At 67.6% G+C, this 12,702-nt stretch carries 16 protein-coding genes; 10 read left to right on the forward strand and 6 right to left on the reverse strand.

Translation table 11 applies throughout. The features are described 5' to 3' along the window. Together lysA and rpsU are read right to left on the reverse strand one after the other, a co-directional pair. Positions 1-1,266, reverse strand: a complete 1,266-nt coding sequence (gene lysA / locus PAM7066_RS12415) for a diaminopimelate decarboxylase (protein ID WP_085854537.1) — start codon at positions 1,264-1,266, stop codon at positions 1-3. A 136-nt stretch (positions 1,267-1,402) separates the two neighbouring features. Next, positions 1,403-1,609: a 30S ribosomal protein S21 gene (gene rpsU, locus PAM7066_RS12420; protein WP_007426337.1), complete on the reverse strand. Its 207-nt coding sequence runs from the start codon at positions 1,607-1,609 to the stop codon at positions 1,403-1,405. Between the two features lie 108 nt (positions 1,610-1,717). Between rpsU and PAM7066_RS12425 the strand changes: the two genes are divergently transcribed. Together PAM7066_RS12425 and PAM7066_RS12430 are read left to right on the forward strand one after the other, a co-directional pair. Beyond that, positions 1,718-2,404 (forward strand): COQ9 family protein, encoded by a 687-nt coding sequence (locus tag PAM7066_RS12425; RefSeq protein WP_085854538.1) that lies wholly within the window; start codon positions 1,718-1,720, stop codon positions 2,402-2,404. Positions 2,405-2,407: 3 nt separating this feature from the next. After that, positions 2,408-3,400: an NAD(P)H-quinone oxidoreductase gene (locus PAM7066_RS12430; RefSeq protein ID WP_370738093.1), complete on the forward strand. Its 993-nt coding sequence runs from the start codon at positions 2,408-2,410 to the stop codon at positions 3,398-3,400. 3 nt (positions 3,401-3,403) lie between these two features. On the opposite strand, the gene PAM7066_RS12435 is transcribed toward PAM7066_RS12430, so the two are convergent. Then, entirely contained in the window at positions 3,404-4,027 is a 624-nt protein-coding gene (locus PAM7066_RS12435) for a ribonuclease T2 family protein (protein ID WP_085854539.1), read from the reverse strand. Between the two features lie 138 nt (positions 4,028-4,165). Between PAM7066_RS12435 and PAM7066_RS12440 the strand changes: the two genes are divergently transcribed. The 8 genes from PAM7066_RS12440 to recO all read left to right on the forward strand — a co-directional run bounded on the left by PAM7066_RS12440 (position 4,166) and on the right by recO (position 9,578). Further along, complete coding sequence (locus PAM7066_RS12440) at positions 4,166-4,924, forward strand: DUF1013 domain-containing protein (RefSeq protein ID WP_085854540.1); 759 nt, start codon at positions 4,166-4,168, stop codon at positions 4,922-4,924. Positions 4,925-5,054: 130 nt separating this feature from the next. Then, positions 5,055-5,468 carry a holo-ACP synthase gene (gene acpS / locus PAM7066_RS12445; RefSeq protein WP_085854541.1) on the forward strand — a complete coding sequence of 138 codons (414 nt, stop codon included), beginning with the start codon at positions 5,055-5,057 and terminating at the stop codon, positions 5,466-5,468. A gap of 36 nt (positions 5,469-5,504) precedes the next feature. Beyond that, positions 5,505-5,990 carry a nucleoside deaminase gene (locus PAM7066_RS12450; RefSeq protein WP_085854542.1) on the forward strand — a complete coding sequence of 162 codons (486 nt, stop codon included), beginning with the start codon at positions 5,505-5,507 and terminating at the stop codon, positions 5,988-5,990. A gap of 51 nt (positions 5,991-6,041) precedes the next feature. Further along, complete coding sequence (lepB, locus tag PAM7066_RS12455) at positions 6,042-6,827, forward strand: signal peptidase I (protein ID WP_085854543.1); 786 nt, start codon at positions 6,042-6,044, stop codon at positions 6,825-6,827. Then, entirely contained in the window at positions 6,824-7,501 is a 678-nt protein-coding gene (gene rnc / locus PAM7066_RS12460; RefSeq protein WP_085854544.1) for a ribonuclease III, read from the forward strand. Before lepB ends, rnc begins: the two co-directional genes overlap by 4 nt. Before the next feature lie 114 nt (positions 7,502-7,615). Continuing rightward, positions 7,616-8,518 carry a GTPase Era gene (era, locus tag PAM7066_RS12465; protein ID WP_085854545.1) on the forward strand — a complete coding sequence of 301 codons (903 nt, stop codon included), beginning with the start codon at positions 7,616-7,618 and terminating at the stop codon, positions 8,516-8,518. An 8-nt stretch (positions 8,519-8,526) separates the two neighbouring features. Next, positions 8,527-8,856, forward strand: coding sequence for a DUF1491 family protein (locus PAM7066_RS12470; RefSeq protein ID WP_090928990.1), 330 nt, complete (start codon positions 8,527-8,529; stop codon positions 8,854-8,856). Continuing rightward, a complete protein-coding gene (recO, locus tag PAM7066_RS12475) occupies positions 8,853-9,578 on the forward strand; it encodes a DNA repair protein RecO (protein WP_175484642.1) in 726 nt (241 codons plus the stop codon). The genes PAM7066_RS12470 and recO overlap by 4 nt, the downstream gene beginning before the upstream one ends. Positions 9,579-9,834: 256 nt before the next feature. Here the strand turns inward: recO and PAM7066_RS12480 are convergent, their stop codons facing one another. From PAM7066_RS12480 to PAM7066_RS12490, 3 genes are read right to left on the reverse strand one after another with little or no spacing between them, the layout of a single operon-like run. After that, positions 9,835-12,114, reverse strand: coding sequence for an NADP-dependent malic enzyme (locus PAM7066_RS12480; RefSeq protein WP_085854546.1), 2,280 nt, complete (start codon positions 12,112-12,114; stop codon positions 9,835-9,837). Between the two features lie 57 nt (positions 12,115-12,171). Then, positions 12,172-12,393: a DUF3072 domain-containing protein gene (locus tag PAM7066_RS12485; protein ID WP_085854547.1), complete on the reverse strand. Its 222-nt coding sequence runs from the start codon at positions 12,391-12,393 to the stop codon at positions 12,172-12,174. Between the two features lie 57 nt (positions 12,394-12,450). Further along, positions 12,451-12,675: a DUF3072 domain-containing protein gene (locus tag PAM7066_RS12490; RefSeq protein ID WP_085854548.1), complete on the reverse strand. Its 225-nt coding sequence runs from the start codon at positions 12,673-12,675 to the stop codon at positions 12,451-12,453. Between the last annotated feature and the right edge of the window lie 27 nt (positions 12,676-12,702).

Raw genomic sequence — 12,702 nt, forward strand, 5'->3', positions numbered from 1 at the left:
TTAGAGCCACCCGGGCAGCCTATCGCGCCCCAGCATCTCGTCAATCGTCGGGCGGGCACGTATGACGGCGAATTGATCGCCGCGGACCAGCACTTCGGGGACCAGCGGGCGCGAGTTGTACTCGCTGGCCATCACCGCAGCGTAGGCCCCGGCCGAGCGGAAGGCCAGCAGATCGCCCTCGGCCAAGGGCGGCATGGGGCGCGAGCGGGCAAAGGTGTCGCCGGATTCGCAGACCGGGCCGACGATGTCGGCCTCCTGCTGCTCGACGCCGGCCGCCGGTTCATTCAGCGGGACGATGTCATGATGCGCACCGTACATGGCCGGACGGATCAGGTCGTTCATCGCCCCGTCCACGATCAGCCAGCGGCGGTCCGATTCTTCCTTCACGTAGAGCAGCTTGGTCATCAGGATGCCTGCGTTGCCAGCGATCAGGCGGCCGGGCTCGATCTCGATCTCGCAGCCGAGATCGCCCACGGTGCGCTGGACCAGCGCGCCGTATTCGGCGGGAAGGGGCGGGGCTTCATTGCCGCGGGTGTAGGGGATGCCGAGGCCGCCACCGAGGTCCAGCCGGCGGATGTCATGCCCGTCTTCGCGCAGCTGGTGCGTCAGCTCGGCGACCTTCGTATAGGCCTGCTCGAACGGATCGAGAGAGGTCAGCTGCGAGCCGATATGGACGTCGATGCCGATAACCTCGATCCCCGGCAGCGAAGCGGCCAGCGCGTATATGTCGCGGGCGCGCTCCAGGGGCACGCCGAACTTGTCGGTCTTGCGGCCGGTCGCGATTTTCTCGTGCGTCCGCGCGTCCACGTCGGGGTTCACGCGCAGCGCGATCGGGGCGGTGGCGCCAAGGCGGTCGGCAACCTCGGACAGGGCGCGCAACTCGGGCTCGCTTTCGACGTTGAACTGGCGGATGCCGCCCTGGAGCGCCTCGGCCATCTCCTCGCGGGTCTTGCCGACGCCGGAAAAGACGATGCGGTCGCCGGGGATGCCGGCCGCGCGGGCGCGGGCGTATTCGCCGCCCGACACGACGTCCATGCCTGCCCCCAGATCGCCCAGAAGCTTCAGGATCGCCAGGTTCGACAGCGACTTCATCGCAAAGCACACGAGGTGGTCCATTCCCGACAGCGCGTCGTCGAACAGCTGGAAGTGGCGCGTCAGCGTGGCGGTCGAGTAGACGTAGCAGGGCGTGCCGACCGCGGCTGCGATTTCGGCCAGGTCGACATCCTCGGCATGGAGGCGGCCGTTCTTGTAGTTGAAATGGTCCATGGTCGTCCTCGCGCGTCGAAGCGTGGATGCAGTACGGCCGCGCGGGGGCGGGAACAAGGGGCGGGGCCAACGAAAAAACCCCCCGAACGGGCGTCCGGAGGGCTTCGATCTTTCGGTTCGGCAATGCCGAGAGGGTTTACATCATACCCTCGCGCTGGGCCTTCTTCCGGGCGAGCTTGCGCTGCCGGCGGATAGCTTCAGCCTTCTCGCGCGCCTTCTTCTCCGAAGGTTTCTCGAAATGTTGCTTGAGCTTCATCTCGCGAAATACACCTTCACGCTGGAGCTTCTTCTTCAGGGCACGAAGCGCTTGATCGACATTGTTGTCACGAACGCTAACCTGCATGTGGTTTTCACCACCTTTCTAGTCTGGAGTTTCGGAACGTCTGCAGGAGGTGGCCTTATACGCAGGCCTCCCTAGTTTGTCTAGCGAAACGAACGCCCCGGAGGTTCCATGGACAATCCCCAAGACCCGCAGGACCGCATCCTCGACGCGGCACTGGCCCACGTTCCCTTCGACGGGTGGAGCGAACAGACCCTGAAGCGTGCTGCGTCCGACGCGGACATTCCGTTGCCCGAGGCCCGGGCGCTGTTTCCGCGCGGCGCGGTGGACCTGGCGCTGGCCTTCCACCGCCGCGGCGACGAACGCATGCTGCGCCGCGTCCGCCAAGAGAGCATGGCCGACCTGAGCTATTCGGACAAGGTCGCGCGGGCGATCTGGCTGCGCCTCGATTCCGTGGACAAGGAGGCGGCGCGCCGCGCCACGACGCTGTTCGCGCTGCCGAACCACGCCGCCGACGGAATGCGCGCCCTGTGGGGCACAGCGGACGCGATCTGGTCCGCGCTGGGCGACAAGTCGAACGACGGAAACTGGTATTCCAAGAGGGCGACGCTGACCGGGGTCTACGGCTCGGTCGTGCTGTTCTGGCTGGGCGATGCGTCGCTGGATCACGCGGACACGAAGGCCTTCATCGCGCGGCGGATCTCGGACGTGATGCGGTTCGAGCGGATGAAATCGTCGGTCAGCGCAAATCCGGTCGGGCGGGTGGTCATGGCGGGGCCGAACTTCCTGATGTCCCGCCTGCGCGCCCCGATCCGCCCACCGAGAGGCTTTCCCGGAACGACCGGCACGCGGCCGTAACCCATGACCGTGCCGACGAAGATGCAGGCCATTGAGATCGCGCGCCCCGGTGGCCCCGAGGTCCTGACCCCGACCGAACGCGACGTGCCCGTGCCCGGTGCCGGAGAGGTGCTGATCCGCGTGGCCTGGGCCGGGGTGAACCGGCCCGATGCGCTGCAGCGGGCCGGTGCGTATGACCCGCCGCCGGGCGCCTCGGACCTTCCGGGGCTGGAGTGTTCGGGCGAGGTCGTAGCGGTTGGCGAAGGTGCAGCGCGCCAGGTGGGCGAGCAGGTTTGCGCCCTGCTGCCGGGCGGGGGCTACGCGGAATATGTCGTGACCCCGGCGGCGCATTGCCTGCCGATCCCGCGCGGGCTGTCGTTGCAGCAGGCCGCCGCGCTGCCCGAGACGGTCTTCACCGTCTGGTCGAACGTGTTCCAGCGGGGCGGGCTGGAGGCGGGCGAGACGTTCCTGATCCACGGCGGCTCGTCCGGCATCGGGACGACGGCGATCCAGCTTGCCCGGGCCTTCGGCGCACGGGTGATCGCGACAGCCGGATCGCCCGAGAAGTGCCGCGCCTGCGAGGAACTGGGCGCCGAACGCGCGATCAACTACCGCGAGGAGGATTTCGCCGCCGTCCTGAAGGAGTTCGGCGGCGCGGACGTGATCCTCGACATGGTCGGGGGCGACTACATCCCCCGCAACGTGAAGGCCCTGAAACTCGACGGGCGGCTGGTGATGATCGCCTTCCTTGGCGGACCGAAAGCCGAACTGAACTTTACGCAGGTCATGGTCAAGCGGCTCACGCTGACCGGCTCGACCTTGCGGCCGCAATCGGACGCGGCGAAGGCTGCGATCGCCGAGGCCGTGGCCAAACATGTCTGGCCGCTGGTCGAGGCAGGCAAGCTGCGCCCCGTGATGGACGAAAGCTTCGCCCTGCAGGATGCCGCGAAGGCCCATGCGCGGATGGAAGCGTCCGAGCATATCGGCAAGATCACTCTGGAAGTGGCGGGCGGCTGATCCTCAGCGGATGGGGTCCAGCAGCGCGTCCGCAAGGGTGCAGTCGCGGATGACGTCGGCACCGCAGCGGCGGGGCGTCAGGTCGTCGCGGGTCAGGCAGATCCGCGCCTCCTGCACCCGGCCCGACCGGCAGGTGATGGTGATCGCGTCGGGGAAGAGGCCGGGGTTCGCCTTGAGGAACGCCTCTTCCACCACGCGGGCGGGGAGACGAACGGGATCTTCCAGCTGGCGCAGCACCTCGGGGCGTTCGATCGCGGCATAGGCGTCGCGCGAGCGTTCAAAATACCCGTCGGAGGTCAGCCCCGAGCAGCGCCCGTGCTTCTGCCATTCGTGCCACGCCAGCCCGCCCGTGCCCATGATGTCGGCCATCGCGGCGGTCTCGGCGCGTGACGGATCGGCCGCATTGGTCGCGCAATATTCGGGATATCCGTTCTCGTGTTGCGGCCAAAGGCCATGCAGGATCCATCCCAGCGGCCGGTCGCATTGCGGCGAGCCCTGCGCGTCGCCTTCCAGCGCGCACCACGTCGGCGACCAGCTGAGCGACAGGACATAGTAGTCGAACGCGCCGGCTTCGTCGGCGCGGGCGGGCAGGGCGAAGGCAATGAGAACCGCAAGAACGCGAAGCATTTGGCTCTTTCCATGTTGCGCCACGGTGACTATATCCTCCGCGAGTTCCCCTACAATGCGAACTTGGCCCGTTTCCCGGGTCGGCCCCACCCGGGGCCACGGACGAGCCATGTGCGCGCGACGAAGGAGACGAGAGAGATGGCGGACAAACCGATCATGGCGAAGGCCACCGCGGTCTGGCTGGTGGACAACACGACCCTGACCTTCAAGCAGGTGGCCGATTTCTGCGGCCTGCACGAGCTCGAGGTGCAGGGCATCGCCGATGGCGACGTGGCCACGGGCGTCAAGGGCTTCGACCCGATCGCCAACAACCAGCTGACCCAGGACGAGATCGACAAGGCCGAGAAGAACCCGGCCTACAGTCTCAAGCTGAAGTTCAACCCCGCTTCGGTCGGCGAGGAAAAGCGTCGCGGCCCCCGCTACACGCCCCTGTCGAAGCGTCAGGACCGCCCCGCCGCGATCCTGTGGCTGGTCAAGTTCCACCCCGAGCTTGCGGACAGCCAGATCTCGAAGCTTGTCGGCACCACCAAGCCGACGATCCAGTCGATCCGCGAGCGGACGCATTGGAACATCAACCAGCTTGAACCCGTCGACCCGGTGGCGCTGGGCCTCTGCAAGCAGTCGGAACTGGACCTTGCCGTGCAGAAGGCCGCCTCCAAGCGGGCGCAGGACGGTCAGGTGATGTCCGATGACGAGCGTCGCAAGCTCGTCTCGACCGAGCAGAGCCTCGCGGGCGAGACCGAGCCCAAGATGCCCTCGGCCATTTCCGGGCTGGAGCAGTTCAAGCTGTCCGACACCGGCGAAGAGCTGGAAGAGGATGACGACCGCGACGTCAGCGACGCCGAAAGCTTCTTCAATCTGCCGAGCGACGAGCAGGACGAGGACGACAACGCCTGAAGGCGCGTCCTCAACTCGGAACAGGGACGGGCGCCATTCGGGCGCCCGTTTGCGTTTCTGCGGGGCGTGGCGCCCTTCCACCACCGGCCCAACCCCGGTATTCCCCAAGGCGGCAACAGGGAGGCGCAGGATGATCCTCGGCATCGGCACGGATCTTGCGAATATCGACCGGATCGCCGGGACGCTCGACCGGTTCGGCGATCGCTTCCGCAACCGCGTCTTCACCGCGACCGAACAGCAGAAGGCCGAACGCCGCTCGGACGTCGCCGGAACCTACGCCAAGCGGTGGGCGGCGAAGGAGGCATGCTCGAAGGCGCTGGGTACGGGGCTTCGCATGGGGATCGCGTGGAAGGACATGGCGGTGTCGAACCTGGCGACCGGCCAGCCCGTGATGGAGGTGACGGGCTGGGCCGCCGACCGTCTTGCGGCAATGACGCCTGCCGGTCACGAAGCCATCATCCACGTCACTCTGACCGACGATCACCCCTGGGCGCAGGCCTTCGTTGTGATCGAGGCGCGGCCCCTCGCCACACCGGGTGCCTGAGCGGAACCGGCAAAGCCCGGCCTCCGTTCTGGCCGCATGAGCAAACACGAGATAGACCCGACCGAGGCCGAGCTCGGCGCGCTTGGCCACGCCATCCGCCGCGCGCTGGAAGTCGCCAACCGCCACGACGACCGCGCGCCCATCGTCGCCGCCGTCCTTCTGGACGACGAGGTCGTCGCCTGGGGCGACAACGAGGTGCATGTGGCGAACGACCCCACCCGTCATGCCGAGATCGTCGCCATCGCCAATGCTTGCGCCGATCGCCCCGAAGGGATTGCCGGTGCCACGGTCGTCACGTCGCTTCAACCCTGCGAGATGTGCCTTGGCGCCATGGGCATGGCCGGGGTGGAGCGGGTCGTGTTCGCCGCGGGCAAGGCCTCGGTCCGCGGCGGCTATTTCGCCTATCCGGACCTCGGAATCGACGATTTCGCCAAAGCCGCCAGCGGGTCCCTCGGCTGGGCCGGCCCGCTGATGGAGGCCGATGTCCTCAGGCTCTACGCCGACCCCGATCGCGAGCATTGACGCCGCCCGAGCCTTCGCTCATCTAGGCGCCGCACCAGCGGGAGAGCGGGAATGGCGAAGCGCGAGAAGGAGGGCGGCATCCTCGAGACCGTCAAGACGGTAGTCTATGCGCTGGTGATCGCCGGGCTGTTCCGCACGCTGTTCTTCCAGCCGTTCTGGATTCCGTCGGGCTCGATGAAGGACACGCTGCTGGTCGGCGACTTCCTCTTCGTCAACAAGATGGCTTACGGCTATTCCCAGTATTCCTGCCCGTTCTCGATGTGCACCTTCATCGACGGTCGCTGGTTCGGATCGGAGCCCGACCGCGGCGATGTCGTGGTGTTCCGCCACCCGGTCACCGGATCGGACTTCATCAAGCGCCTGATCGGCCTGCCGGGCGACCGGATTCAGGTCCGCGACGGGGTTCTTTATATCAACGACGAAGAGGCCGTGCAGGAAGAGGCGGGCACCTTCGTCGAGACCTTCGACAAGCAGGGCCCCGTCGGCAACCTGCCGCAATGCGAGAACGCGGGCGTGGCATTGGGTCAGGACTGCCTCAAGTCGCGCTACATGGAAACGCTGCCCGGCGGCACGACCCACAGCATCCTGAACGTGCGCGACTCGCGCCTCGACGACACGCCCGTCTACACGGTGCCCGAGGGGCATTTCTTCTTCATGGGCGACAACCGCGACAACTCGACCGATAGCCGCGTCAGCCAGAACGCGATGGGCGTGGGCTTCGTGCCGTTCGAGAACCTCGTGGGGCGGGCAGACCGGGTGATCTTTTCATCCGCCGGACGGTCCATGCTGTTCTTCTGGACATGGCGCCTCGACCGCTTCTTCGAGGAGATCGTGTGAAGCTGTCGGCTCAGCAGCGCGCCTTTGCCGAAGAGCTGGGCCATGACTTCATCCGGCCGGAGCTTCTGATCCGGGCGCTGACGCACGGCTCCATCGCGACCGTGACCCGCCCCGACAACCAGCGGCTGGAGTTTCTGGGCGACCGGGTGCTTGGCCTCGTGATGGCCGAGGCGCTGCTGCAGGCAGATCCCGATGCGGCCGAGGGCGCGCTTGCCCCCCGCTACAACGCGCTCGTCCGGAAAGAGACCTGCGCCGAGGTCGCAAGCGATGCGGGCCTCGGCGACGTCCTGCGGCTGGGCCGGTCCGAGATGATGTCGGGTGGCCGCCGCAAGGAGGCGCTGCTGGGCGACGCGATGGAGGCGGTGATCGCTGCGGTCTACCTCGATGGCGGGCTCGAGGCGGCGCGGGCCTGCATCATGCGCCTCTGGGGCAGTCGGATCGACAGGGTCGAGGCGGACTCGCGCGATCCCAAGACGGCGCTGCAGGAATGGGCGCAGGCCCGCAAGCTGCCGCCGCCCGAATACCCCGAGCTGAACCGAACCGGCCCCGATCACGCGCCTGTCTTCACCGTCGAGGTGCGGCTGGCGAACGGCGAGTCGGCGCGGGCCACGGCGAAATCCAAGCGCGAGGCGCAGCAGGCGGCGGCGAAGGCCCTTCTGGATCGGCTGGAGTAGGGCGCGGCCCCTTCGCGGATCGACGCGCCTCGCCTATATTGACGGGTGAAGGTGCCTCTGGTCAGCCGGGACAGACTGCCCTATGACACCGCGCCTGCAAGGAAAGGACCGTCCATGACCACCCGCGCGGGCTTCGTCGCCCTGATCGGAGAGCCGAACGCCGGCAAGTCCACGCTGCTGAACCGAATGGTTGGCGCGAAGGTGTCGATCGTCACGCACAAGGTGCAGACGACCCGCGCCCGCATCCGCGGTATCGCGATGGAAGGCGAAAGCCAGCTCGTCTTCGTGGACACTCCGGGCCTGTTCACGCCGCGCCGCAGGCTCGACCGGGCGATGATCGCCGCCGCCTGGGGCGGCGCATCCGATGCAGACCTCGTGGTCCTGCTGATCGAAGCGCATCGCGGCCTGACGGAAGGCGTGGAGCGCATTCTGTCAACGCTGGAAGACCGCGAAGCCAAGGGCGTGATCCTGGCCATCAACAAGATCGACCGGGTCGAGGCCCCGAAGCTGCTGGGCCTGACCCAGAAGCTGAACGACCGCTTCCCCTTCGCCGAGACGTTCATGATCTCGGCCGAGAAGGGGCATGGGGTCGAGGCGCTGCGCAAGTACCTCGCCGCCGAACTGCCCGAGGGGCCGTGGCTCTATCCCGAGGACCAGATCGCGGACCTGCCCACCCGCATGATCGCCGCCGAGATCACGCGGGAGAAGCTGACCCTGCGCCTGCACCAGGAACTGCCTTACCAATTGACCGTCGAGACCGAGAACTGGGAAGAGCGCGAGGACGGCTCGGCACGGATCGACCAGGTGATCTATGTCATCCGCGACGGTCACAAGGGGATCGTGCTGGGCAAGGGCGGCGAGACGATCAAGGGTGTCAGCCAGGCTGCGCGCGAAGAGATGGTCGAATTCCTTGGCCGCCCCGTCCACCTGTTCCTTCAGGTCAAGGTTCGGCCGGGCTGGCTGGAAGAGGCCGCGCGCTATTCAGAGATCGGCCTCGACTTCAAGGACGGGGCCTGAGGCGGCTGATGGCGAGGCTGGCCAGCGGCATCTGGGTCTCGGCCTACCTCATGCGCCTCGGGCAGGCGAACATTCCCGCCTACGTGACCGCACGGGGCGACGAGACGGCGGGCGCGATCTTCGTCAAATGTGCGACGCTGGACGGGCAAGCGCGGGTCTGGTCGCGCGCCTACGACTTTGAGGCCGACGCGCGGGTTTGGACCGAGTGGAGCGCCGGCCCCGAATCCGAGGTCGACGCGGCAATCCGGTCCGAACGAGGCCGCGACCGCGACCTCTGGGTGATCGAGGTCGAAAGCCGCGAGGGCCGCACCCTGCTGGATGAAGAGGGCCTCGCGTGATCGAGTGGCGGGAAGAGGGGATGGTCCTCTCGGTCCGCCGCCACGGCGAGAACGACGCCATTGTCGAGGCGCTGACCCGGGACCACGGCCGCCACGCCGGTATCGTGCGCGGCGGCGGCGGGCGGCGGCTGGCGCCCTTGATGCAGCCAGGCGCACAGCTTGCGCTGACGTGGCGCGCCCGGCTCGAGGATCACCTGGGCCACTTCGCAGTCGAGCCGGTGAAAAGCCGCGCCGGCCTCATGGCCGATCCGCTGGCGCTGTCGGGGCTGACTTCGCTGACCGCCCTCCTGGGCTTCGTGCTGCCTGAACGCGAGGCGCAGCACGGCCTCTACGAGGCGACGATGGCCGTGGTCGAGCTGATGGCGGAGGGCAATCCCTGGCCGCTCGCCTATCTGCGGTGGGAGATGGGGCTGCTCGACAGGCTCGGCTTCGGCCTCGACCTCACGCGCTGCGCGATGACGGGGACGCGGGACGATCTGGCCTACGTGTCCCCGAAATCCGGCCGTGCCGTGGGGCGGGATGCGGCGGGGGATTGGGCCGAACGCCTTCTGCCGCTGCCGCTGTGCATGATGGGACAGGGGCCTGCGACCACGTCCGAAATCGTGCAGGGCCTGCGCATTACCGGCCACTTTCTGGAAAAGCGCCTCGCCCCGTCCTTGGGCGACCGCCCGCTGCCGGTGGCGCGCGAGAGGCTGATGGGCCGGTTGTCGCGCGCGGTCTGAATCCGACATCGCCGCTGTCGAAAACGGATCAGACCGTGCGGTCGCGCGCGCGCATGCTCTCGCCCATGACGTGCATTTCGCCCGTCGTACTGCGGAAAGGCCCGTCCCATGGGCGACAAGAACCCCAAGAAGAAGCCGAAATCCCCGAAGCCGGCGCCCAAGGTCGAGATCGAGCCCACGGCGCCCCTGAAGCCGGTGAAAGGCGGCAAGCGCTAGACGACCGACCGCCGCGCCCGTCCCAACTAGGCGCGGCGGTCTACCCGTAATGCGCGACCGGGGTGCCGGCGATGGCGCTCATGTTCAAGAGCCCGCGGGCGGTGATCGAGGTGGTCACGATATGCGCCCGGTTGCCGAACCCCATGAGGATCGGGCCGACTTCCAGGCCGCCGGCCTTCATCTTCAGGATGTTGCGCACGCCCGAAGCCGCGTCGGTATTCGCGAAGACCAGCACGTTGGCCGAACCCTCGAGGCGCGAGTTCGGGAAGATGCGCTCGCGCGTCGCCGCGTCGAGCGCGGCGTCGGCATGCATCTCGCCCTCGTAGGCGAAGTCGCGGGGCTTGCTGTCGAGGATCTCCAGGGCCGCGCGCATCCGCGTTCCGGTGTCGCATTCGAGGTTGCCGAACTGCGAATGCGAGCACAGCGCCACCTTGGGCGCGATCCCGAACCGGCGCACGTGGCGCGCGGCGCCCATGACCGTGTCGGCGATCTGCTCGGGCGACGGCTCGGGGTTCACATGCGTGTCGGCGATGAAGAGCGGCCCGTCCTCGAGGATCATCAGCGACAGTGCGCCGATGGCGCGGCGCCCCTCGGTGGCGAGGACCTGCGTGATGTAGTTCAGGTGCCACAGGTATTGGCCGAACGTGCCGCAGATCATGCTGTCAGCCTCGTCCCGGTGGACCATGACGGCGGCGATCGCCGTTGTGTTGGTGCGCATGATCGCCTTGGCGATGTCGGGGGTCACACCGCGCCGCTGCATGATCTCGTGGTAGGTCGTCCAGTAGTCGCGGTAACGCGGATCGCCCTCGGGGTTCACGAGGTCGAAGTCGCGCTCGGGCCGGATGGTCAGGCCGGCACGCTCGGCGCGCAGGGCGATGACGTCGGGGCGGCCGATCAGGATGGGGCGGTCAGTCGTTTCCTCGAGCATCGCGTGGGCGGCGCGCAGGACGCGCTCGTCCTCGCCCTCGGCGAAGACGATCCGGCGGCGGGCGGTGGCGGCGGCCTCGAACACGGGTCGCATCAGGAAGGCCGAGCGGAAGACGCTGGCGTCGAGGCGGCGCTTGTATGCGGCAAGATCGTCCAGCGGGCGCTCGGCCACGCCCGTCTCCATCGCCGCGCGTGCGACGGCCGAGGCGACCACGCCCATCAGGCGCGGATCGAAGGGCTTGGGGATCAGGTAATCGGCGCCGAAGGACAGCTGCTCGCCCTGGTAGGCGGCGGCGGCCTCGGCGCTGGTCGTCTTGCGGGCCAGCTCGGCGATGCCTTCGACGCAGGCGATCTTCATCTCGTCGTTGATCGTGCGGGCGCCCACATCCAGCGCGCCGCGGAAGATGAAGGGGAAGCAGAGGACGTTGTTGACCTGGTTCGGGAAGTCCGACCGCCCCGTGGCGATCAGAGCGTTCGGCGCGACCTTGCGGGCCTCGTCCGGGTCGATCTCGGGCGTGGGATTGGCGAGGGCGAAGATGATCGGCCGCTCGGCCATGCGCTCGACCATCTCGGGCTTCAGCACGCCGGGTCCCGACAGGCCCAGGAACAGGTCCGCCCCGTCGATCACGTCGCCCAGACCACGCGGCCCGCCCGGTTGGGCATAGGCCGCCTTCTGCTCGGTCATCGAGGTCTCGCGCCCCTCGTGGACCAGCCCGTCGAGGTCGCAGAGCCACACGTTCTCGCGCTTGACGCCCAGCTTCAGCAGCATGTCGAGGCAGGCGATCCCGGCCGCCCCGCCGCCGGTCGAGACGACCTTGATGTCCTCGAACCGCTTTTCGGCGACGCGCAGCGCATTGGTGGCGGCGGCCCCGACGACGATGGCGGTGCCGTGCTGGTCGTCGTGGAATACCGGGATGTTCATGCGCTCGCGGCAGATCTTCTCGACCACGAAGCAATCGGGGGCCTTGATGTCCTCGAGGTTGATCGCGCCGAAGGTGGGTTCCAGCGCGCAGACGATCTCGGCCAGCTTCTCGGGGTCTCGCTCGGACAGCTCGATGTCGAAGCAGTCGATATTGGCGAACTTCTTGAAGAGGACCGCCTTGCCCTCCATCACCGGCTTCGAGGCGAGCGCCCCGATGTCGCCAAGGCCCAGCACCGCCGTGCCGTTGCTGACTACGGCGACGAGGTTACCGCGGGCGGTATAGTCGCGGGCGGCCGTCGGGTCGGCCTTGATCTCGAGGCAGGCTTCGGCGACGCCCGGAGAGTAGGCGAGCGCCAGGTCGCGCCCGTTCGCCAGGGGCTTCGTCGCCCGAACCTCGAGCTTCCCCGGCCGTGGCTCGCGGTGATACGCGAGCGCCGCATCGCGCAGGTTCGTCTGCTTGTCGTCGGCCATGTGCCTGTCCCCCGGCTGGTTCGGTCTATCCCGGCTCCGGTGAGATAACGGCAGAGGTCAGCCGCGGCCAGTCCGTTCCTGCAAGGTGTCGATCAGTTTCGAAGCCTCGGCCTTGGTGAGGTCGGGATTGAACTCTTCGCCGGCCTCTTCGCACATCGTCTTGAGATAGCTTGCCTGTGCGCCGGTCATCGCCTCGTCGCCCGTGGTCCATTGCTCGACCGGCTTGTCGGCGTTCGAAGGCGTCTCTCGCTTGGGATGTTCCATCGGATCGTCGCTCATGGGCGTTCCCCTTGTGTTCCTTTCGAGGCGAACGCCGGAGGGTCCCCGCGGATCCCTCTACATCTTCTCCAACGCGTCGATGCGCTCATTTGCCTGGCGGCGGGTCAGGTTGGCGTCGAACGGCTCGTCGTGCTTTTCGCACAGCTGGCGCAGATGGGCGGCTTGCTCTTCCGTCATCTGCTCGTCGTCGCCGCGCACCTCGTCGGTGCCCACGACCGCTCCGGCAATGGGGAAGCTGGCGGTTCCGGTGCCCTTGTCACCCGGGATGGTATCGTCTGACATGGTGTATCTCCCTTCCGCCGGAAAACG

The organism is Palleronia marisminoris (assembly GCF_900172315.1).
Taxonomy (GTDB): domain Bacteria; phylum Pseudomonadota; class Alphaproteobacteria; order Rhodobacterales; family Rhodobacteraceae; genus Palleronia; species Palleronia marisminoris.